At 69.0% G+C, this 22642-nt stretch carries 23 protein-coding genes; 13 read left to right on the plus strand and 10 right to left on the minus strand.

What is annotated here, in order from left to right:
- Window positions 1–53: 53 nt before the first annotated feature.
- From ACFFDA_RS17110 to ACFFDA_RS17135, 6 genes are all read right to left on the minus strand, one after another.
- On the minus strand, window positions 54–278 hold the full coding sequence (locus ACFFDA_RS17110; RefSeq protein ID WP_008833283.1) for a F0F1 ATP synthase subunit C: 225 nt from the start codon (window positions 276–278) through the stop codon (window positions 54–56).
- A 42-nt stretch (window positions 279–320) separates the two neighbouring features.
- Window positions 321–1103, minus strand: coding sequence for a F0F1 ATP synthase subunit A (locus ACFFDA_RS17115; protein WP_404481993.1), 783 nt, complete (start codon window positions 1101–1103; stop codon window positions 321–323).
- A gap of 66 nt (window positions 1104–1169) precedes the next feature.
- A complete protein-coding gene (locus tag ACFFDA_RS17120; protein ID WP_404481994.1) occupies window positions 1170–1490 on the minus strand; it encodes an AtpZ/AtpI family protein in 321 nt (106 codons plus the stop codon).
- 381 nt (window positions 1491–1871) lie between these two features.
- The gene (locus ACFFDA_RS17125) at window positions 1872–2267 is read right to left on the minus strand and encodes a YdbL family protein (RefSeq protein ID WP_404481995.1); all 396 of its coding nucleotides are present in this window, start codon (window positions 2265–2267) and stop codon (window positions 1872–1874) included.
- The gene (locus ACFFDA_RS17130) at window positions 2267–2518 is read right to left on the minus strand and encodes a YnbE family lipoprotein (protein ID WP_404481996.1); all 252 of its coding nucleotides are present in this window, start codon (window positions 2516–2518) and stop codon (window positions 2267–2269) included. The genes ACFFDA_RS17125 and ACFFDA_RS17130 overlap by 1 nt, the downstream gene beginning before the upstream one ends.
- Window positions 2519–2565: 47 nt before the next feature.
- Complete coding sequence (locus tag ACFFDA_RS17135; RefSeq protein WP_404481997.1) at window positions 2566–5697, minus strand: YdbH domain-containing protein; 3132 nt, start codon at window positions 5695–5697, stop codon at window positions 2566–2568.
- A 146-nt stretch (window positions 5698–5843) separates the two neighbouring features.
- On the opposite strand from ACFFDA_RS17135, the gene radC reads away from it, so the two are divergent.
- Together radC and ACFFDA_RS17145 are read left to right on the plus strand one after the other, a co-directional pair.
- Window positions 5844–6593, plus strand: a complete 750-nt coding sequence (gene radC / locus ACFFDA_RS17140) for a DNA repair protein RadC (protein ID WP_404482775.1) — start codon at window positions 5844–5846, stop codon at window positions 6591–6593.
- 1 nt (window position 6594) lies between these two features.
- Window positions 6595–7353, plus strand: coding sequence for an NRDE family protein (locus ACFFDA_RS17145; protein ID WP_404481998.1), 759 nt, complete (start codon window positions 6595–6597; stop codon window positions 7351–7353).
- Window positions 7354–7484: 131 nt separating this feature from the next.
- Here ACFFDA_RS17145 and ACFFDA_RS17150 read toward each other — a convergent pair whose 3' ends face one another.
- On the minus strand, window positions 7485–9233 hold the full coding sequence (locus tag ACFFDA_RS17150) for a diguanylate cyclase domain-containing protein (protein ID WP_404481999.1): 1749 nt from the start codon (window positions 9231–9233) through the stop codon (window positions 7485–7487).
- Window positions 9234–9467: 234 nt separating this feature from the next.
- Here ACFFDA_RS17150 and purB point away from each other — a divergent pair, with 234 nt between their 5' ends.
- The 5 genes from purB (at window position 9468) to ACFFDA_RS17175 (ending at window position 13622) form a co-directional block, all read left to right on the plus strand.
- Window positions 9468–10778 (plus strand): adenylosuccinate lyase, encoded by a 1311-nt coding sequence (purB, locus tag ACFFDA_RS17155; RefSeq protein ID WP_404482000.1) that lies wholly within the window; start codon window positions 9468–9470, stop codon window positions 10776–10778.
- Window positions 10779–10883: 105 nt separating this feature from the next.
- A complete protein-coding gene (locus ACFFDA_RS17160) occupies window positions 10884–11219 on the plus strand; it encodes a LapA family protein (protein WP_404482001.1) in 336 nt (111 codons plus the stop codon).
- Window positions 11216–11899 (plus strand): orotidine-5'-phosphate decarboxylase, encoded by a 684-nt coding sequence (gene pyrF / locus ACFFDA_RS17165; RefSeq protein WP_404482002.1) that lies wholly within the window; start codon window positions 11216–11218, stop codon window positions 11897–11899. Before ACFFDA_RS17160 ends, pyrF begins: the two co-directional genes overlap by 4 nt.
- 198 nt (window positions 11900–12097) lie before the next feature.
- Window positions 12098–12850 carry an SIMPL domain-containing protein gene (locus ACFFDA_RS17170; RefSeq protein ID WP_404482003.1) on the plus strand — a complete coding sequence of 251 codons (753 nt, stop codon included), beginning with the start codon at window positions 12098–12100 and terminating at the stop codon, window positions 12848–12850.
- 127 nt (window positions 12851–12977) lie between these two features.
- The gene (locus ACFFDA_RS17175) at window positions 12978–13622 is read left to right on the plus strand and encodes a phosphoribosylanthranilate isomerase (protein ID WP_404482004.1); all 645 of its coding nucleotides are present in this window, start codon (window positions 12978–12980) and stop codon (window positions 13620–13622) included.
- A gap of 140 nt (window positions 13623–13762) precedes the next feature.
- On the opposite strand, the gene ACFFDA_RS17180 is transcribed toward ACFFDA_RS17175, so the two are convergent.
- Window positions 13763–14230, minus strand: a complete 468-nt coding sequence (locus tag ACFFDA_RS17180; RefSeq protein WP_404482005.1) for an outer membrane beta-barrel protein — start codon at window positions 14228–14230, stop codon at window positions 13763–13765.
- Window positions 14231–14498: 268 nt separating this feature from the next.
- Between ACFFDA_RS17180 and trpB the strand changes: the two genes are divergently transcribed.
- The 4 genes from trpB (at window position 14499) to ACFFDA_RS17200 (ending at window position 18226) form a co-directional block, all read left to right on the plus strand.
- Window positions 14499–15740 carry a tryptophan synthase subunit beta gene (trpB, locus tag ACFFDA_RS17185; RefSeq protein WP_404482006.1) on the plus strand — a complete coding sequence of 414 codons (1242 nt, stop codon included), beginning with the start codon at window positions 14499–14501 and terminating at the stop codon, window positions 15738–15740.
- The gene (locus tag ACFFDA_RS17190; protein WP_404482007.1) at window positions 15737–15988 is read left to right on the plus strand and encodes a hypothetical protein; all 252 of its coding nucleotides are present in this window, start codon (window positions 15737–15739) and stop codon (window positions 15986–15988) included. The genes trpB and ACFFDA_RS17190 overlap by 4 nt, the downstream gene beginning before the upstream one ends.
- Window positions 15988–16773, plus strand: a complete 786-nt coding sequence (gene trpA / locus ACFFDA_RS17195) for a tryptophan synthase subunit alpha (protein ID WP_404482008.1) — start codon at window positions 15988–15990, stop codon at window positions 16771–16773. The genes ACFFDA_RS17190 and trpA overlap by 1 nt, the downstream gene beginning before the upstream one ends.
- A 136-nt stretch (window positions 16774–16909) precedes the next feature.
- Entirely contained in the window at window positions 16910–18226 is a 1317-nt protein-coding gene (locus tag ACFFDA_RS17200; protein WP_404482009.1) for a bifunctional folylpolyglutamate synthase/dihydrofolate synthase, read from the plus strand.
- A 3-nt stretch (window positions 18227–18229) separates the two neighbouring features.
- Here the strand turns inward: ACFFDA_RS17200 and ACFFDA_RS17205 are convergent, their stop codons facing one another.
- Complete coding sequence (locus ACFFDA_RS17205) at window positions 18230–19567, minus strand: AmpG family muropeptide MFS transporter (protein WP_404482010.1); 1338 nt, start codon at window positions 19565–19567, stop codon at window positions 18230–18232.
- Between the two features lie 127 nt (window positions 19568–19694).
- Between ACFFDA_RS17205 and ACFFDA_RS17210 the strand changes: the two genes are divergently transcribed.
- Together ACFFDA_RS17210 and rsmD are read left to right on the plus strand one after the other, a co-directional pair.
- Window positions 19695–21284 carry a pseudouridine synthase gene (locus ACFFDA_RS17210; RefSeq protein WP_404482011.1) on the plus strand — a complete coding sequence of 530 codons (1590 nt, stop codon included), beginning with the start codon at window positions 19695–19697 and terminating at the stop codon, window positions 21282–21284.
- Window positions 21281–21841, plus strand: a complete 561-nt coding sequence (gene rsmD, locus ACFFDA_RS17215; RefSeq protein ID WP_404482012.1) for a 16S rRNA (guanine(966)-N(2))-methyltransferase RsmD — start codon at window positions 21281–21283, stop codon at window positions 21839–21841. The genes ACFFDA_RS17210 and rsmD overlap by 4 nt, the downstream gene beginning before the upstream one ends.
- Before the next feature lie 106 nt (window positions 21842–21947).
- On the opposite strand, the gene ACFFDA_RS17220 is transcribed toward rsmD, so the two are convergent.
- Window positions 21948–22577 carry a hypothetical protein gene (locus ACFFDA_RS17220; protein ID WP_404482013.1) on the minus strand — a complete coding sequence of 210 codons (630 nt, stop codon included), beginning with the start codon at window positions 22575–22577 and terminating at the stop codon, window positions 21948–21950.
- Window positions 22578–22642: the final 65 nt, after the last annotated feature.

Raw genomic sequence — 22642 nt, forward strand, 5'->3', positions numbered from 1 at the left:
GCCGCCTGGCCAAAGGGTTCAGGCGGCCGGAGCGATCCGGTCAGGCGTTGCGATCAGGCGAAGATCAGCAGCGCGGCAATGACGAACGAAAGCAGGCCAAGAAGCTCTGCACCGGCGAAGCCGATGAACAGGCGACCCTGCTGGGCGTCAGCGGCGCCCGGATTGCGCAGCGCGCCTTCGAGGAACTTGGCGAAAACGTTGCCCACGCCGATCGAGGCAAGGCCAGCGCCGATTGCAGCGAAACCAGCTCCGAGCAGCTTTGCAGCTTCTGCGTCCATTTCAAAAACTCCCTTTGGTAAACCCGTTGTGGCGGAAAAAGATCAGTGAAGGTTCTCGGCGTCGTTGAGATAGACGCAAGTGAGAAGAGCGAAGACGTAGGCCTGGATACCGGCGACCAGCAGCTCGAGAGCGCAGATGCCGACCATCAGGACGAAGCTGGGAACGCCGGCGATCACGAACATTACGGGTCCGTTGTTGCCGCCGCTGATGACGAAGCTCGAAAGCACCTCGAGCAGGACGTGGCCGGCCATCATCGCGACGAACAGTCGCAGGCCGAGGCTGAACGGGCGCACCAGGAACGAGATCAGCTCGACCACGAAGATGATCGGGATCATCGGCACCGGCGTTCCGTGCGGCACGAACAGCGAGAAGAAGTGCAGCTTGTGCTTGGCGAAGCCGACGATGAGCACGATGCCGAAGGACAGCACCGCCAGGACACCGGTTGCCGAGAAGTGGCTGGTAAAGGTGAAGGCGTGCACGCCCACGACGCCCAGCGGCATCAGGCCGAGGAAGTTCGCGAAGAGGATGAACATGAACAGCGAGAAGATGTACGGAACGTACTTCTTGCCATTCTTGCCGACGTTGGCCGCGAGCATCCCGTCGATGAAGCCGGTGAAGGTCTCCACCGCCATCTGCCAGCGGCCGGGCACGACCGCGCGCTTCATGCCGCCAGCGACGAAGACGATGAGCGCGAGAGTCGCGATCGCCATCCACAGTGCGCTATTGGTGAAAGCGACGTTGTAACCGGCAATGTTCCAGTCCGCGCCCGCCAGCTTCTCGAGCTGGAACTGGTGCATCGGGTCGAGCTTCGCTTCGGCTGCCACGCGAGTTTCCCTGTCGCCAATCGAACGACAGCGCCCTTGTCTTCCTCCACCCCCCGGGGGAGGAGTTCAGTCCGGGCGCCGGTTCGTAATCCGGATTATGTTCCTGAAGGCGATGCCTATTCCCACGAACAGCATCACCATCAGACCCCAGGGGGACGTACCAGCGAAATGGTCGATCAACCACCCCAGGAACAGTCCGCCCGCAAGACCCCCCAGCAGTTCCGAAAGGACGCGGTTTCCAAGGCGATAGCTCGCATCGGTTTCCGCACCGGCCTTCGGTCGGTTGCGTTCCTCTTCCCGCTCGCGAAGGGCCTTGAGCCTTTCGTCGAGCGAATCGATGCGCGCATCCTCACCAACAGGGTCCTGGGCAGGTGGCTCGTCGGTCATGTCAGGCCCCTCTTCATGACAACAGGAACACAAGACGCAAACGACGGCTGCCCGCCAAGAGCGCCGCCCCCTTAGGGTGGGGCTTTTCCCGAGTCAACCATCGGCCGCCCGGTCCTTCGCCCGTTGTCGCCGCATTGTTGTGAAGGATGGCGCCCTAGAAGCGCGCGAGGCCAAGAACAGACGCATGCGGCGCTGCCAATATCGCAGGCATGATACAGCGCGAAATGCTACGAAAAACGGAGGGAAAGCGCGATGGCGCCTCGGGTTTCGTGGTGATTCGATCGCGCGCCCGCGAAGTTGTGGACGATGGCGGCCTACTACTTTTGGCCGGGCCCGGCTTCGCGGGCAATCGGGCCGCGGCTCCTCCCCCGAGGGGGAAGGTCAGGGGCAGCGCGGGTCGAGTTCGGGGGCGCCGGCGCCGCGCGTCTTCCACGAGCCGTCGAGGCCCTGGTACTTCTCGCCGGCCTTGGTGTCGCGGATCAGCTTGCAGCCGGTGGTGAAGGCGTATTCCTGGATCGTGCTCTTGCCGGCGGCCGCGCCGGTGTAGACCGCACGGCGCTGGTTGTTGAGGTCGCGTACCATCGCCGTCACGTCGGCGCCCTGGTTGCCCACCACCCCGAGGTAGCCGTCGGTCTGCTCGCCCACCTGCCCCGCGGCGCGCGCCGCGGTGTAAGCCGGGCTGCGGCCCTCCGCACTGGCGGCCGAGATCCCGGAAACCAGGAGAACCGCCGCGCCAAGGGCGATGCCCACTGCGCTCGAAATTCGGACCCGCGTCATCAGAATATTCCCTCGTTCTGCTCCACCGTCTTGGCCGCGTCGGCGGCGAGACGATAGACCACTTCCTGCCGGATGTTGATGTTCAGCTCGATCACGATCGGCTTGTCGGGTGCTGCAACCTGTATGCAGCCGCCGAGGCCTAACGCGCCCGTCGCCGTCATCGCCATCGCGGCGATCCTCGTGGCGCGAACGGCGCGCCTGCCGGACCTTGTGGCTTCCTGCTGCTGCTCGATATCGTATCCGTCGTTCATCGCCGGGTTTCTTGCAGCCGGAACGCTTCCGGTCAATTCACACGACGTCATGGCTTTTTCTCGCTGACTGGAGGCTGAATGGCGGTGGATGGAAGCGGCGGAGGGATGACAGTGGCATCCGGAGCGGTCTCGCTGCGCTTGCCGGCCGAGTCGACGAGCCCCAGCACGCGCGGATCGGTGACGTAGTTGGGATCGTAGAGCGAGCGCATCGAGCCGAACAGGCTGAAGAACGGCGCCTTGACGTTGAGCACGAAACGGATCGGCAGCTTGGCGATCTGCTTGGTGATGAAGTTCTTGCTGGCGTTCTGCCCCTGGCTGAGCCCGTCGAAGCTGATCCGCGTCAGGATCTCGCCCGAAAGCGAGCCCCCCAGGCCGATCTCCATGGTCTTGTAGTTCACCGACTTGAGCGCATCGAAGGCGAAGTTGCCCATCGCCGAGAGGTCCTTGTAGGTCAGCGCGCCGTTGTAGGAGACGTTGCCCCCGGGCGCCCGGCTGACGAGGAAGCCGTTCTCGATGCGCCCGCCGTTCTCGTCGAAGATCAGCGGCATCTCGCCGTCGAAAGTGCCGGTGGCACTGATGTTCTCCATCTCGAGATGCTGGATGAAGGTCGCCGCGTTGAGGCCGGTGACGCGCAGGGTATAGTAGCGCGTCTCGGCGACGCCGATCTGCATGTGGGCAGGGTCGAGGTTGAGCGTGCCGTCCATGAACGGCCACTGCGCGCCATTGATCTGCAGGTTGTAGCCCGGCCTGATCTCGTAGGAGAGCGTGCCGCCGGTCACTTCGATGCCCGGGTTGGCCGAGGCGATGTACACGGTCTGCTTCGGCGCGGTGACCATGCCCAGCAGGTCGGTGAACACGATCTCTCCCGAAAGCCCCTCGACCGGGCCGAACGCGGCCGCGAAGGCGACGCCGTCGGTGGCGAAGCGGCCACGGCTGGTCACCGCCTTCGCGTCCCAGTCGATCCGGCCGGTGCCGTGGACCTGCCCCTTGAGGCCCGAGACGACGCCCAGCAAGGTGCGCGAAAGGGTGTCGGCCTGGAGCCGTTCGTCGAAAACGATGCCGTCCACCGCGAGGTCGGCGTGACCGGCGGCGCTCGTGAGGTCGTGGGCAATGTTCGCGCGTACGATGGCGCGGTCGGTTGTGGGTTCGCGCAGGAGCGCCTGGGCGGTGATGCGGTTGTCGACGAGGCGCAGGCTCGCCTCGCGCGACACGAGCGGCTGGAACCGGGCGACCGGCTGGCGGTCGACCAGCGTGAAGCGCGCGCCGTCGATGGCGAGCACGCCGCCGGCATAGCGCCACCGCCCTGCCGCCTGCTTCATGTCGAGCGGGACGGCGGCAAGGCCGATGTCGGCTTCGTCGAACGTGCCGGCGATGTCCTTGCCCACGCGCGCGTCGAGGCGGCTGATCGAAAAGTGCGAGGCCGTCTGCGCGGGGCCGAGCGCCACCTTGATCGCGCTGGCCTTGAGCACGCCGGGCGCGTTGCCGCCCATCGCGAAGCCGACGGGCCCGCTGGCGATCCGGATCGGCGTCTCCCCCAGCTTGCCCGACAGATCGAGCGCGGTGGCGCCGGCGGCGATCTGCAAATTGTCCGGACGTCCCTCCAGGATCGCTCCCCCGCGCGAGGGGCACAGCGTCAGGTCGCGCTTGTCGATCGCCAGGCTGGCAAAGCGCAGCGCGTCGAACCGCACGTCGGTGCAGCCGCGCCAGACCGCGAGGTTGCCGTTCGCCGCCCAGTGGCCTTCCACCGGCAGCAGCAGGTTGCGCGCCGATCCGCCCGGCAGGTCGCCGCTGAGCAGCACCTGGCCCGTGAAGCCGAGCGCGCCGTCGCGGTCCTGGACGAGCGACAGGCGCGGCACCCCGACCATGGCCGAGCCCGCGCGGTAGTCCGGCATCGCCACCTGCATCGTCAGGCGACCGCCGCCCGAGGTCTCCATGCGGCCCCAGACCTGCGGCAGCCCCTTGCCTCCGGTCGCGAAGTTGCCGGTGACGCGCGGCGCGCCCTTGCCGAACAGCGCCTGCAGGCGGGAGAGCGAGAGCAGCGAAGCCCCGCTCCCGCCGCGCAGCGAACCGCGCGTCACCACGAGGCTGAGGCCATCCTTCGAATTGCGCACGATCACATTGGCGTCGAGCGTGCTGCCGCGCGTCTCGCGAGCCAGGGCGCCGCGTACTTGCGCCGCGATCGGGGCGCCCAGCGTCCCGGCGCTCGCCTGCTGCGCGGACAGCAGCGCACGGTCGAGCGTATCGCCCAGCGCGATGCCGCGGCCGGTGAGGTCGCCGTCGAGATCGAAGCGGGACAGCCCGCCGGTCGAGCGGGCGCGGCCGTCGAAAGTGAGGCTGGCGAGGCGCGCCTGTGGCGCCTCGATGCCGCGCGCGGTGACGCGGTAGCTCGCGCTCAGGGCACGGCTGCGATAGCTGACACGTCCGGTCCCGGACAGCCCGGCGACCTTCTGCACGCCGTAGCGCGCCACGCCGGTGGACAGGCCCAGCGTCCCCTCGCCACCGTCGAGCGCCTCGTCGAGCGTCAGGTCGAGCTGCGCCCCCGCGTGCTCGAGGCGCAGCGCGCGGGACGGACAGGACAGGTCCTGCAACCGCACCGGCCCGACGAATCGCGGCTTGGCGGCGGATGTCGTGAGCTTGCCGTAGAGCGTGGCGCGCCCGGTCGCACAGCCATCGACCCGGAGCGCCGGCGACAGCGCCGCGACCTCGCCCGCGAAACCGCCGCGCAGCGCGCCCTCGCCCGCCAGCTTGATGCCGATGCGGCCGAGGTCGCTGTCGATCAGCGCGCGGCCGTCGACCACGCCGAGGTCGAGGTCGGGCATCGTGAAAGGCCCGCCCTCGCCACTGAAGAGGGCCTTGTCGAGGCTGCCGAAGCTGACCTTGCCCTCGCGATAGGTGCCGTAGAGCCGCGGCCTGACCACGGTGATGCGCCCGATGCCGGGCAGGCCCCACGAAACCCGCGTGGCAATGCGCAGTTCGGCCACCGTCAGGTCGGGATTCCTGGGATCGCCGATCGACAGGTTGCGGATCACCTGCTCGGACGGACCGATGCTGACGATCTCGTAGCGCGCGGGCAGGCCCAGCGAAGCAAGCTCGCGCTCGATCAGGTTGTCGGCGATCTCCTTGCGCGAAAGCCATGCGGCGCCCGCCGCCACCAAGAGCAGCCCGCCGACGACGAGCATCGGCCCTCTCCATCGCCCGCGTCGCGCAAGTGCGCGGGGCATCCCGGCGGTAGCCTCATCGGTGTCCGGGGACTGGTCCTGCTCTTGCGCCATCCGCTCCATCACTTGCGCTGGCCGCGCAGGAAAGGCAATTGTTTGTACGCACTATGCCCGATCAACCCCCACTCTTCGATGACGGTCCGAAACGACCCGCACCCGCCTCGGGTCCCGCAGCCGTGGATGCCGGCACCGATTCGAGCGGCCATCGCACGCGCCTGCGCAAGCGGTTGCTCGAAGGCGGGGCGGAGGCGCTGGGGGATCACGAGGTCATAGAACTCCTGCTGATGCAGGCCGTTCCCCGCCGCGACATGAAACCGCTCGCACGCAGCCTGCTGCAACGCTTCGGCTCGCTCGCCGGCGTTCTGCAGGCCGACCCGCGCACCCTGTCGCTGCACCCCGGCATGGGCGAGGCGACGGCGGCGGCACTGCGCGTCGTCACGGTCGCGGCGACCCGCATGGCCCGCCAGAAAGTGCGCGAGGCGCCGGTGCTCGGTTCGTGGCATGCGCTGATCGACTACCTGACCATCGACATGGCGCATCTCACGGTCGAGCGCGTGCGGGTGCTCTATCTCAACACCCGCAACATGCTGATCCTCGACGATCTCGTCAGCGAAGGCTCGATCGACGAAGCCGCGATCCACCCGCGCGAGGTCATCCGCCGCGCGCTGGACCTGGGCGCGACGGCGCTGATCCTCGTCCACAACCACCCCTCCGGCTCGCCCCAGCCCAGCCGCGCCGACATCGAGATCACCAACCGCATCGCCGAGGCCGGCCGCCTGCTCGGGGTTTCGGTGCACGATCATGTGGTGATCGGGCGCGAAGGCCATGTCTCGCTGCGCACCAAGGGCCTGATCTGACATGTGCGTGGCCGCCGTCGCCTGGGACGCGCATCCCGACTGGCTGCTGGTCGTCGCCGGCAACCGCGACGAGTTCCATGCCCGCCCCGCCGCACCGCTGGCGCGCTGGGAGGACGGTTCGGGGATTATCGCCGGCACCGACCTCACCGGCGGCGGCACCTGGCTGGGACTGACCGAAGCCGGTCGCTTCGCCATCGTCACCAACTACCGCGTGCCGGAAGGCGCCCAGCCCGGCCGCCCGTCGCGGGGCCGGCTGGTCACCGACCTGCTGACGGGCGCGGCGGCGCAGGACATGGGGCGGATGAACCCGTTCAACCTCGTCCTGGTGGAACATGGCCGCGCCTCGTTCCTCACCAACCACCCGGCCACCGAGACGCGCCCGCTCTCTCCCGGCATCCACGGCCTCTCGAACGGCGGCTTCGACGTACCTTGGCCCAAGACGCTGCAGGTCGGCCATGCGATCGAGGACTGGCTGGTCGTCGGCGACGGAGATTTCGAACCGCTGCTGGCCGCCCTGCGCGACGAGAAGCCGGCGCCCTCGCCAGAGCATCCGGATCTCGGCCCAGAGCCGCGCTTCGCCCCGGTATTCATCCGCAACGACCTGTATGGCACGCGCTGCAGCACGGTCGTCGCGGTGGATCGGCAGGGGCGCGGCACCATCGTGGAGCGCAGCTTCGATGCGCTGGGGCGGCACAGCGGCGAGGTGCGGATCGGCTTTGCCTGGCCGCTGGAGGTGAGCCATTCGTCATCCCGGACGTGATCCGGGACCGTGGTTTACTCTCGAGGCGATAGCTTGCAGTGGTCGGCTGCGGCGCCGCGTTCATACGCAAGCCCTCGCGGCCTTGCCCCCGGTCCCGGGCCGGGCCCGGGACGACGGGAATGTCACCGACCCTAGGCCGCGATCAACTGGTTCCGTCCGCCGCGCTTGGCGGCGTAGAGCGCCATGTCGGCACGGTTGAGCAGTTCGATGCCGCCCTGGCCCGGGGCGCGGTGCACGAGGCCGCAGCTTATCCGTGCCTCGGCCTGACCGCCCAGCGGCAGGTCTACCGGCCGCGCCGAGACGGTAGCGACAATGCGGGTGCAGATCTCCTGGGCGACATCGGGTTCGGCCGTGCCCAACAGGACCACGAACTCGTCCCCGCCCAACCGCGCGACGAGATCGGTGGCACGCAAGTTGCGCGCGATGCGGCGGCCGATCTCGGCCAGCGCGGCATCGCCGGCGACATGCCCGAGTTCGTCGTTGAGCGACTTGAAGCGGTCGACGTCGATCAGCGCAATGCTCAGGCCCGCGGCCGAAGTATTGGCCAGCGCATCCTCGAATCGGCGCAGGAAACCCGCACGGTTGGCAAGTCCGGTCAGCTCGTCGGTTTCCGCCAGGCGCGCCAGTTCGCCCTCGCGCATCTTGCGGGCAGTGACGTCCACCAGCGTGGCGAGCGAGCCCGTGAAGCCGCCCTGGTCGTCGCGCTCGGCCCGGAAGGTAGCCTCGATCCAGGCCCCGCCGAGCCGCTCGACCTCGATGGTGACGGGACGGTCGCTGTCACCAGCACGCAAGTGCGCGGCGAACAGCGCCTGGCCCAGCGGCGCAGCCAGTTCGCCGACGTGCGCGCCCACCAGCCGCTCCGCGCCCTCGCCGATCAGGGCCGACGCATCGCCGACCACGCGGGTCATCGCTCCTTCCGCCGAGAAGCGCAGCAGGACGATGGCGGAGCGGTCGGCGAGGAGCTTGAGCGATCGCTCGCTTTCGCTGAGCCGCTCGATCAGGTCGCGCCGGGCGGCCAGCGCGGCGGCGACCGGCATCATCAGCATCAGCACCGTGGCAAGGTAGAACTGCAGGAACACCAGCTTGACCGCCATGTCCCCGGCCGAGAGGCTCACCGGACCATGGCCGTAGAACGTCGCCACCCCGCCGGTCACCGCCACCAGCATGACGCCCAGGCTGGTGCCCTGCCAACCCAGCCGGAACGCCACCAGCATCAGCGGCACCATCGGCAGGAACAGTAGCGGGAAGCGGCTCTGGCCGAACACGCCCAGGCTCACCACCAGCACGGCGGCGTGGAGCAGCAGCATCTGCACCCGCTCGGCGCGCGAGGCGGCGCGGATGCTGGTGGCATAGTCGCCGTGGAAGATCGCGAAGAAGAACGGCGTGAAGATCATCAGCCCGAGCGCGTCGGCACTGAACTTGGTCGCCAGCGAGATGCCGATCGGCAGGTCGAAGGCCAGGGTCGCGATCAGCGCTCCCATCAGCGCGCCCGTGGCCGGAGCGACGATGCCGGCACAGACCACGAAGCGACCGACCGACGCGTGGTGGTGCAGGAGCCTCCCGTCGGCGTCCACCGTGCCGCGCAGCAGCCAGGCGGCGAGCGCGATTTCGAAGGTATTGGCGAAAGCGAAACCGAGCGGGCCCGGCAGCGTCCCCCGGCTCGCGGCGCCCGCCGCGGTCACGGCGATGAAGCCGGCCACGAGGAAACGGACCCATTCGCGCCGTGGCCGCCCCAGCAGTTGCGCCAGGATCACCGCGTTGGCCGGCCAGACCGACGCGAGATTGCCCGCAAAGCTGAGGTGCCGTATCATCGCCACCGCCAGCGTGAAGCACAGCAGCCCGCTCAGCAGGGGGGCAACAATCAGGCGGAGGCTGGACATGGAACGGGCTTGCACCGGCGCCTGCCGCACGGAATTGTGCGGACATGCAGTGCAAACGTTTGCGCGTGATTCGTTAACATTCCTCCCTGCCGCAGGGTATGGAAAACGGCGCGCCTTCCGACGTCGCGGCGAGACGTCCCGGCAGCCTCGTTCCGTCCCGCCCTTGCCTTTCGCGGCCCCTCGGCCTAGCGGCGGGCGCGCTGCAGTCGCCGGACAGCTACCAAGGAGTCGAACATGGTCCCCCGTTATTCCCGCCCCGCGATGTCCGCGATCTGGGAGCCCGAAGCGCGCTATCGCATCTGGTTCGAGATCGAGGCCCACGCTGCCGTGAAGATGGGCGAGATGGGCACCGTGCCCGCCTCCGCAGGCAAGGCCCTGTGGGACTGGTGGGCGACCAACCCCAGGATCGACGTCGCCGCGATCGACGCGATCGAGGCCGTCACCAAGCACGACGTCATCGCCTTCCTCGACTGGGTGGCCCAGCAGGTCGGCCCCGAGGCGCGCTTCATGCACCAGGGCATGACCAGCTCCGACGTGCTCGACACCACGCTCAACGTGCAGCTTGTCAAGGCCGCCGATCTCCTGATCGAAGACCTCGACGCCCTGCTCGCCGCGATCAAGCGCCGCGCCGAGGAGCACAAGTACACCCCGACCATCGGCCGCAGCCACGGCATCCACGCCGAGCCGGTGACCTTCGGCCTCAAGCTCGCCGAAGCCTACGCCGAGTTCTCGCGCTGCAAGAAGCGCCTGATCGCCGCGCGCGAGGAAGTCGCCACCTGCGCGATTTCCGGCGCGGTCGGCACTTTCGCCAACACCGACCCGGCCGTGGAACAGTACGTCGCCGACCAGCTCGGCCTCGGCATCGAGCCCGTCTCCACCCAGGTCATCCCGCGCGATCGCCACGCGATGTTCTTCGCCGTGCTGGGCGTCATCGCCAGCTCGATCGAGCGCCTCGCCGTCGAGGTCCGCCACCTGCAGCGCACCGAAGTCCTCGAAGCGGAAGAGTATTTCTCGCCCGGCCAGAAGGGCTCGTCGGCGATGCCGCACAAGCGCAACCCGGTGCTCACCGAAAACCTCACCGGCCTCGCCCGCGTCGTCCGCTCGGCGGTGGTGCCGGCGATGGAGAACGTGGCGCTGTGGCACGAGCGCGACATCTCGCACTCCTCGGTCGAGCGCTTCATCGGGCCCGACGCGACGATCACTCTCGACTTCGCGCTGGGTCGCCTCACCGGCGTGATCGACAAGCTGCTGATCTACCCCGCGCGGATGCAGAAGAACCTCGACCGCATGGGCGGCCTCGTCCACTCGCAGCGCGTCCTGCTGGCGCTGACCCAGGCCGGCCTCAGCCGCGACGAGAGCTACCGCCTGGTCCAGCGCAACGCGATGAAGGTGTGGGAATCGGACGGCGACCTGTCGCTGCTCGAACTGCTCAAGGCCGATCCCGAAGTCGCCGCCGCGCTGCCCGCCGACGTGATCGAGGACAAGTTCAACCTCGACTACCACTTCAAGCACGTCGACACGATCTTCGCCCGCGTCTTCGGCTGAGCGCATCGGTCGTCCCGGACTTGATCCGGGACGACGGTGACTCTTCCCTTGCAGGTTTTTCCCGCCTAGCATCACGGACTTCCGCGGGGGGAAGCAGGAGGTAGAATGCAGGTCATCCGCACCATCGCGTGGATCGTCGTCACGGCAATACTGGTCGCCTTCATCGCGATGAACTGGAACCGGGCGCCGGTGAACTTCTGGCCGCTCGAAAACGGCAACTACATCCATTTCGACTGGCCGGTCGGCTTCGTCGCCCTGCTGTTCTTCGGCCTCGGCATGCTTCCCGTCTGGCTCTACCTGCGTGCGGTGCGCTGGCGGCTCAACCGCCGGATCGCCAGTCTCGAAAACTCCCTACGGGCGACCTCCGCCGCGGCGCTGACCTCGCCCGAGCCGACCCCCGCAACTCCACTCGAAACCCCGTCGGAACCCTTGCAGTCATGAACCAGAATCCCGTCTATCTCGCTCTCGACCTCCCTCGTCTCGACGCTGCCGAGGCGCTGGCGCGCAAGGTCGCGGGGCACGTCGGCGGGATCAAGCTGGGGCTGGAATTCTTCTGCGCCCACGGCCACCACGGCGTGCACGAGCTGCACAAGCTGGGCCTGCCGATCTTCCTCGACCTCAAGCTGCACGACATTCCCAACACCGTCGCCGGTGCGATGCAGGCGATCCATGTATTGCAGCCATCGATCGTCACCGTCCACGCCGCCGGGGGCCGGGCGATGATGGAGGACGCCAAGGCCGCGGCCGGCGAGAGCTGCAAGGTCGTGGCCGTCACGGTCCTCACCAGCCTCGACGGCGACGACCTCGCCGCGATCGGCGTCAGTGCCGCCGATCCCCACGCGCAGGCGTTGCGCCTCGCCGAACTCGCGCATTCCGCCGGACTCGACGGCATCGTCTGCTCCGGCCACGAAGTCGGTGCCGTGCACAAGCAGTGGAAGGACGGCTACTTCGTCGTCCCCGGCCTGCGCCCTGCCGAGGGCAAGGCCAATGGCGACCAGAAGCGCATCGTCACCCCGCGCGAGGCCCGCGACGCGGGCGCCAGCGTGCTCGTCATCGGCCGTCCGATCAGCCGGGCGGAAGACCCGCTCGCGGCCGCCAAGGCGATCGAGGCGACGCTGTGAGAACCCGTTAGAAAGTCAGGCTGGCGCCGGATTGGCGGCACCGGGCCGGTGCCGCTCCGAAGATGCCGGACGGGCCTTACAGGCTCCCCGCCCCTTTCCGTTCACCTTAACAATCGCTCGCCTCGCCGTTCAGCGCGCCGCAACCAGCCCGGCTCCAGATCGTTGCTCCAGATCCAAGAGGATGGAGTGCGACCTGAAATGAAAGCCCTGAACCTGTTTGCCGCGACCGCGCTTGGCGCAGCGATGATCCCCGCTGCCGCCATGGCCCAGCAGGATGGCCCGATCCCCGCGATCGAGGCCGGCCACACGCTGTTGACAGTGACCGCGCAAGGCTCGTCCACCCGCACGCCGGACCTGGCGACCTACACCGCCGGCGTGACCACCCAAGGGGCCACCGCCAGCGAGGCGCTCGCCGCCAACTCGGCGCAGATGAACCAGGTCATCGCGGCGCTCAAGCGGGCCGGTATCGCCGACCGCGACGTGCAGACCAGCAATCTCAACGTGACCCCGGTCTACGCCCAACCCAAGCGGCTGCCCGACGGCAATTTCGAGGACGGCCCGCAGAAGATCGTCGGCTACCAGGTCAACAACTCGGTCGCCGTGCGCCAGCGCAAGCTCGGCGACATGGGCAAGGTGATCGACGCGCTCGTGGCGGCGGGCGCGAACCAGGTCAACGGCCCCAACTTCATGCTCGACAAGCCCGAGGCGGCGCAGGACGAGGCGCGGCTCGAGGCGATCAAGACCGCCCGTGCGCGCGCCGAGCTTTATGCGAAGGCTTCGGGCCTGCGCGTCGCGCGGATCGTCTCGATCGGCGAGAGCGGCGGCTACGTCCCGCAGCCGGTGATGTACGTGCGCAAGCAGGCGATGGATGTCGCCGCGGCCCCGCCGGTCGCCGCCGGAGAGCTGGAAATGAACGTCAACGTTACGGTGCAGTTCGAACTGGCCCCCTGACAGCCGTCGACGGTTCGTCGTCCCGGGCGCGCGCCCGGGACGACGCGGGACTGTGCGCGCCATTGCAGGTCTGGCGCGGGACGCTAGATAGCGCTTCTGGAATTCCCCAGGACGCGAGACCGGACCCATGCCCACGGCGGCGATCAAGATCTGCGGTATCAACACCCCCGAGGCACTGGAGGCGGCCGTGAAGGCCCGCGCCGCGCACATCGGCCTCGTCTTCTTCGCCCGGAGCCCGCGCGCGGTCACGCCCGCCGAGGCCGCGCAGCTTTCCGCGCGCGCCGAGGGCAGGATCGGCCGCGTCGGGCTGTTCGTCGATGCCGACGATACCGCGCTCGGCGACGCGGTGGCGGCCGCACGCCTGGACGCGCTGCAACTCCACGGCGAGGAGACGCCCGAACGCGCGGCGCAACTGCGGGCGCGTTTCGGCATTCCCGTGTGGAAGGCCCTCCCCGTCGCCAGTGCCCGCGACGTGGAGCGCGCGGCGGCCTACGCCCAGGCGGTCGACCTCGTTCTCTTCGACGCCAAGACACCCAAGGGCGCGCTGCCCGGCGGCATGGGCCTGAGCTTCGACTGGAGCCTGGTCGCCGACTGGAAGGGCCCGGTCGCCTGGGGCCTCGCCGGCGGGCTCGATCCGTCCAACGTCGCCGATGCGATCCGCCAGACCCGCACGCCGCTGGTCGACGCCTCCTCGGGGCTGGAAAGCGCGCCCGGCGTCAAGGACGAGAGCCGCATCGCCGCATTCGGCGCCGCCGTTCGCTCGGTCGGGTAGGGTTCAAGCGGCACCGGCCGCTCGAGCGGACAGAGAAAAGGGGCGGCCCGTTGCGGACCGCCCCTTCCCGGCTCACGCTCGCCAACGCACCCCTGTTCCTGCCGACTCGGGACATGCGGCAGGAACCGGGATGCGAGGGATCAGAACTTCACGCCGACGCCCACGAGGCCGCGGTCGGCGTCCGGGGTATCGTCGCCGACCAGCAGGTGCTGGTACTCGGCCTTGACGTAGTAGCGCGAACCGACATCCTGCTGGATGCCGCCGCCCACGCCCACGGCGCTGTTGCCGTAGCGGGTGTTCTTCGACTCCCAGTCGGCCAGCGCATAGGCCTTGGTGGTCGGGAGGACCTTGACGCCGATGCGGCCGCCCGCACCCCACGAAACGCGGGTGTTGTCGGTCAGGATCTTGTCGGCCGAGCCCTGCACGCCCACGAACAGCTTGTCGCCAAGGTCGTAGTCGTAGCCAGCGGCGACGCCGGCGGTTGCCTCGCTGTCGCTGCCGTCCCAGATGACGCCGCCGCGCGCTTCGACGCGCGCTTCGTTGGCCAGGGCGGGAGTGGCGGCGGCCATGGCGGCAACCGCGGCGAGCGAAACAAGTGCAATACGCATATTCTAAACTCCAGTATTTTGCTCCCGCCCCTCAGCGGGAAGCCAGCCGCTGCTCCCCGCTCCCTTGCAGCCAGATGAACGAAAATTTCCTTCGAGCGGTCAAAACGTCACAAAACTGCAGCGTTGAGACATTATGATGCTTTTGGCGCAACCCAGTTGCAGACTTTGCAATTGAAACGAGGCCGGGGCGTTCCCATCGCCATTGAAGCGCAGGCGTCGATGCAAAGGCATCTGGACAAGCGCCGGGCCCTCTGCCAACGCGCGTAGCATGACAGTCCAACCGCCCGTGAACAGCTTGCGCTCCCTGCCCGACGCGACCGGCCACTTCGGCCAGTTCGGCGGGCGCTACGTCGCCGAAACGCTGATGCCGCTGATTCTCGATCTCGAGAAGGAATACCGCTCGGCCAAGCTGGACCCGGCATTCCAGGCCGAGTTCGACGACCTGCTCAAGACGTTCGTCGGCCGCCCGAGCCCGCTCTACCCCGCCCCGCGCATCACCGAGCACTACCGCGCCCTGGCGCCGGAAGGAAAAGGCCCGAAGATCTACTTCAAGCGCGAGGACCTCAACCACACCGGCGCGCACAAGATCAACAACTGCGTCGGCCAGATCCTGCTCGCGATCCGCATGGGCAAGACCCGCATCATCGCCGAGACCGGCGCCGGCCAGCACGGCGTGGCCACCGCCACCGTGGCGGCGCGTTTCGGCCTGCCCTGCGTGATCTTCATGGGCGCCAAGGACGTCGAGCGCCAGGCGCCCAACGTCTTCCGCATGAAGCTGCTCGGCGCCGAGGTGCACCCCGTGACCAGCGGCGCGGAAACGCTCAAGGACGCGATGAACGAGGCGCTGCGCGACTGGGTCGCCAACGTCCACGACACGTTCTACATCATCGGCACCGCCGCCGGCCCGCACCCCTATCCCGAACTGGTCCGCGACTTCCAGAGCGTGATCGGCTCCGAGACCCGCGAGCAGATGCTGGAAGCCGAAGGCCGCCTGCCCGACATGCTGGTAGCGGCGGTGGGCGGCGGATCGAACGCAATCGGCATGTTCCACCCCTTCCTCGACGATCCCGAAGTGGCGATGGTCGGCATCGAGGCCGCCGGCCATGGCGTCGAGACCGGCAAGCACGCCGCCTCGCTGACCGGCGGCAAGCCCGGCATCCTCCACGGCAACAAGACCTACCTGCTGCAGGACGAGGACGGCCAGATCACCGAGGCCCACTCGATCAGCGCCGGCCTCGACTATCCGGGCCTGGGGCCCGAGCACTCCTGGCTGCACGAGAGCGGCCGCGTGCGCTACCTGCCGATCACCGACGACCAGGCGCTCGAGGCGTTCAAGCTGTGCTGCGCGCTCGAAGGGATCATCCCCGCGCTCGAAAGCGCTCACGCCCTCGCCGCCCTGCCCCAGCTCACCGCCGAGATGGACGAGGACAAGATTCTCGTCGTCAACGTCTCCGGGCGCGGCGACAAGGACATCTTCACGGTGGCCGAGGCGCTGGGGGTCGAGCTTTGAAAAAGGGCGGGTGGCAACGGTCGCTGATCGACGCCACCGTCCTGTGGATGGCGGTGTTCCCGGCCATCCGGGTGCTTGCCGACCTCGTTCGGGCACGCTCCTTCGACCTCTCGGGAGCGGGCTACTTCTGGGCTTTCGCGTTCCGGGGCGACTGGGGCAGCATCGCCATGAGCCTCGCCTACCTCGCCGTCTTCATCGGCCTGACCGCCGCCATCCTCCGCTTTTCCGGAAAGACGCTGTTCTCCTGATGACCCGCTTCGAAACCGCCTTCGCCAAAGGTCCCGCCCTCGTCTGCTTCATCACCGGGGGCGATGGTGACACCGCCGCCAACCTCGACGCGCTGGTCGCGGGCGGGGCCGACGTGATCGAGCTGGGAATGCCCTTCACCGATCCCATGGCCGACGGCCAGGCGATCCAGGAAGCCAACTTGCGCTCCTTCGCCGCCGGGACGAAAACGGCCGACATCTTCGCGATCGCCACGGCCTTCCGTGCCCGCCATCCGCAAGTGCCGCTGGTGTTGATGGGCTACGCCAACCCGATGACCATCCGCGGGCCGGAATGGTTCGCGACCGAGTGCACCAAGGCCGGCGTCGACGGCGTCATCTGCGTCGACATCCCGCCCGAGGAAGACGCCGAGCTGGGCCCGGCCCTGCGCGCGCAGGGCATTTCGCTGATCCGCCTCGCCACGCCGACCACCGACACCGCGCGGCTTCCGTCGGTGCTGGAGGGGTCCTCGGGCTTCCTCTACTACGTCTCGGTGGCGGGCATCACCGGCCAGCAGCAGGCGGCGCAAAGCTCGATCGAGGACGCGGTCGGCCGGCTCAAGGCGGCGACCGCGATCCCGGTCGCGGTCGGCTTCGGCGTGCGCACGCCCGAGCAGGCCGGCGCCATCGCCCGGGTCGCCGACGGCGTGGTCGTCGGCTCGGCGCTGGTGGACCTCGTCAAGCAGCACGGCGACAAGGCGGCGGGTCCGCTCAAGGACCTCACCTCGACGCTGGCGCGGGCCGTCCACACGGCCCGCCAGCCAGCGTGATCCTCCCCGGCACGGGGACGGGCACCGCCGCGAAGCGGGGGTGGAGCGCCACCCCGCGTAAGCGCGAGACCCCTCGTTCTGCGCGCGTGCCCCTCCCCCATGCCTTGCATGGTTCCGCCCGCCCATGGGGGGAGGAATGAAGGACTTCGCGGTGTCCGATGCCCCGGCTGTCCAGGCCCAGCTCGATCGGCTCGCGGCGTTGTCGCTGCCACAGGGACGGATCGGGCTCGACGCCATCCGCGCCCTACTGGCCCGCCTCGGCGACCCGCACCTTCGGATCGCGCCGGCCTTCCACGTCGCCGGCACCAACGGCAAGGGTTCGACCTGCGCCTATTTGCGCGCGATCCTGGAGGCGCAGGGCTACCGCGTCCACGCGATCACCAGCCCGCACCTGGTCCGCTACAACGAGCGCATCCGCATCGCCGGCGAACTCGTGTCCGACGACGAGCTGGCAGCACTGCTGGCCGAAGTGCTGGACGCCGCCGAAGGCCTGCACGTCAGCTTCTTCGAAGTCACCATCGCCGCCAGCTTCCTCGCCTTCTCGCGCCATCCGGCGGATGCCTGCGTGATCGAGGTGGGCCTCGGCGGCCGGTTCGATGCCACCAACGTCCTGCCCGCCCCGCTCGCCTGCGGGATCGCGACGCTGGGCATCGACCACGAACGCTTCCTCCTCGCCCCCGAAGACGGCGTGCCGACCGAGCCGCTGGCCCGCATCGCCTTCGAGAAGGCCGGCATCCGCCGCCCCCACGTCCCCCTGGTGACGCAAGCCTATCCAAGCGACGTGATCGCCGTGCTGCAGGCGTTGGCCGCGGCCGAGGACGTGCCGCTCTATTGGCGTGGCGACTGCTGGAAGGCCCGCGCCACCAGCGACGCGCTGTACTTCGAGGACAACGCCGGATCGCTGACCCTGCCGCTGCCGCATATCCCCGGCGCGCACCAGGCCGACAATGCCGCTCTCGCGGTCGCCATGCTACGCCGGCAGGACGCGCTGCGGATCGATCCCCACGCCATGGCCGAGGGCATCCTCGCGGCGCGGTGGCCGGCACGGATGCAACTGCTGGGCGACGGCCCGCTCACCCGGCTGGTCCCCGGCACGACGGTCTGGCTCGACGGCGGCCACAATCGCGACGCGGGCCTGGCGCTGGCAAGGTTCCTCGAGGAGCGCGAACTGGCGCCGCACCTGGTCATCGGCATGATCGCGGGCAAGGACCCCGGCGCCCTGCTCGATCCGCTGCACCGGCTGGTGGAGAGCGTCACGCTGGTTCCGGTACCGGGCCACGACTGCCTGCCACCCGAAGCCTTCGCGCAGTGGTCGACCGAAGCGACGAGCGCGCCCGACGTCGCGACGGCGCTGCGCGAACTGGAAGGACGCAATCCGCGCTCGGTGCTGATCGCAGGATCGCTCTACCTCGCCGGCACGGTGCTGCGCGAGAACGGCGAATTGCCGGACTGACTGTCAGGCGAACACGTCTTCCTCGCGGTCCGGATCGACTTCACCCGCCGATCCCATCGCCTGGTCGACCAGCCCGGTACGGCTCATCCACCAGAACAGCACGATCCCCGGCAGCGAGGCCAGCGTCGTCAACAGGTAGAAGTTCACGTAGCCCATCGCCTCGATCAGCGCGCCCGCCGTGGTGCCGGTGAGCAGGCGCCCGACCACGCTCGCCGCCGCCGAGATCAGCGCATATTGCGAGGCGGTGTAGCGCAAGTCGCACAGGGCCGAGAAATAGGCGATCACCACCACGCCGCCATAGCCCGAGGCGATGTTCTCGAACCCGATGGCGCCCGCCATGCCCCAGTTGCTGTGGCCGGCCGCCGCCAGTGCCGCGAAGCTCAGGTTGGACACGCCCATCAGGACCAGCGAGATCATCACCGAGCGCTTGAGCCCCAGCCGCGCATAGGCGACTCCGCCGATGAACACCCCGATCATGTAGGCCCAGAACCCGAGGCCGATATCGTAGATGGCGATCTCGTCGTTGGAGAACTTGAGGTCGTCGAACAGCAGGCGGAAGGTGAGGTTGGCCAGCGTGTCGCCGATCTTGTGGACGAGGATGAACAGCAGCACGAGGAACGCCCCGTTGCGCCGGAAGAACTCGCCGAAGGGCCCGACGACCGAGGCCCAGACCTCGGCCACGCCCTTCTTCTCGACCACCACCTTGCGGCGCTCCGGCTCGCCCAGGACGAGCGCGGAAAGCATGGCGGGCAGTGCGAACATCGCGCAGGCCATGTAGCCCACGCTCCACCCGTATCGCGCCGAAAGCACCAGTGCCAGCGCGCCCGCGCCGGCCGAGCCGATCCGCCAGCCGTACTGGCTCATGCCCGAGCCGGTGCCGAGCTGGTAGGGCTTGAGCGTCTCGATGCGGTAGGCGTCGATGACGATGTCGAAGCTGGCGCCGGCCACGCCCACCAGCACCGCGGCGATCACTGTCGCCTGCAGGTTCGCGGCCGGGTCGACGAGCGCGAGGTTGACCACCGCGGCCATCACCGCCAGCCCGCAGACCAGCATCCACGAGACGCGCTGGCCCATGCGGTGCAGCACCGGCAGGCGCACGCCGTCGATGATCCAGGCCCAGAAGACCTTGAGGTTGTAGACCAGGAACGCCAGCGTGAAGGCGGTGACGACCTTCTTGTCGATGCCGTCCTGCGCCAGCCGGGTCGTCAGCGTCGCGCCGATCATCGCATAAGGAAAGCCCGAGGACAGGCCGAGCATGAACGCGGCGAGCGATTCCCGCTCGAAATACGGCTTCACCGAGCCCCAGACACCGCGACGCTCAACACTGCTATCGGCGTCCACGCCTGTCTCCTCGATGTGCGTTCGACGCCCGGCCGATGCCCGTGCCATGAACCGTTCCGCAACTTAGCGGCCCTCCGCGCGAAGGGAAGGCTGGATGAAGCGGCGATCAACAGGTATGGGCGCTCGCATGTCCAAACCTCCCAGCAAGTCCGGCGGCTCCGGCCGCGGTCGTCCGCCCTTCGGATCTTCCGGCGGCGGCTCGCGCGATAAGTCCTCGTTCGGAGGCTCCTCTTACGGCGGTTCCTCGCGCGGGGAATCGCGTGGCGGAGGCCCGCGCCAGGGCTCGCCACGCGACGGCGCAGCCCGCGGCGGTGCGCGGGACGACGCCCCTCGCGGCGGAGATTCCCGTTACAATTCCGGCGGTTCGCGCGGTGGGGCGGGTCGTGACGAGGCTGCACGCGGCGGCTCGCGTGGTCGTTCGCGCGATGGTTCGCGCGATGGCTCTCAGGGCGGCTACTCCCGCGACGGCGCCCCCCGCGGCAAGCTGGGACGCGACGAATCCGCCCGGCGCGACGCACCGCGCGGCTCCTCACGTGAAGGCTTCCCGCGCGACGGCTTCCCACGCGACGGCGCCGCGCCGCGTCCTCCCCGCCGTGACGACAAGCGCCGCGATGCCGCCCCCCGCGACGCCGACGCGCGCCGCGCCCCCCGGGAAAGCACGCCGCGGGGCACCTACGCCCGCGACAGCTTCCCGCGCGAAAGCGGTTCGCGCGCAACGTACTCGCGCGGAGGGCCTCGCGCCGATCGCTCCGGAGACGACCGGCGTGACGCCCGCTACGGCCGCAGCGACGCCCCGCGCGCCGCGCGCCCGATCGGCAATCCCGGCCCGGCCCCGCGCGCAGCGGCGCCCACGCCCAAGAACCCGGCACTCCCCCCGCGCGAAGGCGAGCGGATCGCCAAGCTGCTCGCCCGTGCCGGCGTCGCCAGCCGCCGCGAAGTGGAGCGGCTCATCATCGAGGGCCGCGTGAAGCTGGGCGACGTGGTCATCGAGACCCCCTCGACCGTGCTGACCAGCCTCGCCGGCGTCACCGTCGACGACAATCCGATCGCCGAGCCGGAAGGCACCCGCCTGTTCCTGTTCCACAAGCCCGCGGGCCTCATCACCGCCGAGCGCGATCCCGCCGGGCGACCGACGATCTACAACGCCTTGCGCAACGCCCTGCCGCCGGGAACCGGCCGCGTCATGCCGATCGGCCGCCTCGATCTCAATACTGAGGGCCTGCTGCTGCTGACCAACGACGGCGAGTTCAAGCGCCAGCTCGAATTGCCCGCCACCGGCGTGCCGCGCACCTACCGCGCGCGCACCTTCGGCGACATCACCCAGGCCCGCCTGGAAGAACTGATGGAGGGCATCGAGGTCGACGGCGTGATCTACGGCAAGATCAACGCCAACATGGAGCGCCGCACCGGGCGCAACCAGTGGATCGAGATGACGCTCACCGAAGGCAAGAACCGCGAAGTGCGCCGCGTGCTCGAAGCGCTCGACCTGCAGGTCAGCCGCCTGCTGCGCGTCTCCTACGGCCCGTTCCTGCTGGGCGACCTGCCCAAGGGCGCAGCCGGCGAAGTGTCGCAGAAGGACCTCGAGAACTTCCGTCGCAGCCTGAAGGAAAGCAAGGCGCGGGAAGCCAATGCGGCGCGGGAGGCCACTGCGGCACGCGACGCCAGCACAGCGTCCGGCACCGCCGGAGACACCGAGGCCGGGGAGAGCGAAGCTTGAGCGGCGGCCTCCGGATCATCGCAGGCGAATGGCGCGGCCGCAAGCTCGCCGCACCGCAGGGCGACACGACTCGCCCCACCGCCGACCGCACCCGCGAGACGCTGTTCTCGATGCTGGTCAGCCGGCTGGGCACGTTCGAGGGCCTCAAGGTCGCGGATCTCTTCGCGGGGTCGGGCGCACTCGGACTGGAGGCGCTTTCGCGCGGGGCGGCGCATTGCCTCTTCGTCGACCAGGATGCTGCGGCGGTCCGCGCGATCCGGACCAACATCGCCAACTTGCGAGCGCAAGGGCGCAGCGACGTGCGGGCCGGATCGGTGCTGTCGCTGGGCCCGGCCAAGGAACCGCTCGACCTCGTCCTGCTCGACCCGCCCTACGATACCGGCGCGGGCGCCGTGGCGGTCGACAAGCTGGCGCGGCTGGGCTGGATCGGCGAGACCACCTGGGTCAGCCTCGAAACCGCCAAGGGCGAGCCCGTCGCCATCAAGGGCTTCGAGGTCGAAACCGAACGCGACGTCGGCAAGGCGCGGCTGCACCTGCTGCGGCGGATCGCAAGCTGATCGGGCACAAGGGCATATCCCGGATCTGATCCGGGACCGCGGGACATCCTGGAAGCGATAGCCCGCACGGGGCCATCGTCCCGGGTCGAGCCCGGGACGACGTGGCTTACTTCCCTCGCGGATTGATGCAGCTGTCGGTCACCGTCTTGCTGCACTTGGGGTACTTCTTGTCCATCGCGGTCGCGGGCGGCGGGGTCAGCGCGCCCTTGTACGGCCCGCCCTGGTAGTTCTCGTCGGCGGGCATCGCCGGGCGGGCGGCCTGGGCGGCGGCCTGGGGATCGGGCACCCCCGCGGTCGGCATGCCTTCGCCCGGAGGGTTGGCCTGACCCGCAGGCGTGCTCGGCGTCTCGCCGCTCATCTGCTGGACCACCGAGTTCCACGCCATCTGCCGCTGTTCGGGAGTCATCTTGTAGATCTGCCCGCGCTGGTCGGCGGTCAGCGCCCAATAGCCCTTCTGCTGGTCGGCGTTGAGCGTCCAGTAGTAGACCTTGTAGTCGTTGGGCCAGGCATCGTAGTCGGCCTTCTGCGCGGCCGGCCAGGTGTCATACTTCGCCTTCTGCTCGGGCGTCAGCATCGGCGCGGTCGCGGCGGACGGCGCCGCGGCGGGTGGCGGCATCTGGGCTGCGGACGGCGCGGCGGGCATTTCGGGAGCCGGCGGGGCGTCCTGCGCCTGGATGGCGGCAGGGACGGCGAGCAGGGCCAGCATGGCGGACCCCGCGAACAGCAACTTGCGCATTTTCTCACTCTCCAGATATTTTTATCGCTGCAGGAACGACGATCCGGGCCGGGGAATGTTCCGTG

Origin of the sequence: Novosphingobium sp. BL-52-GroH (assembly GCF_044813085.1) — a bacterium.
Classification (GTDB): domain Bacteria; phylum Pseudomonadota; class Alphaproteobacteria; order Sphingomonadales; family Sphingomonadaceae; genus Novosphingobium.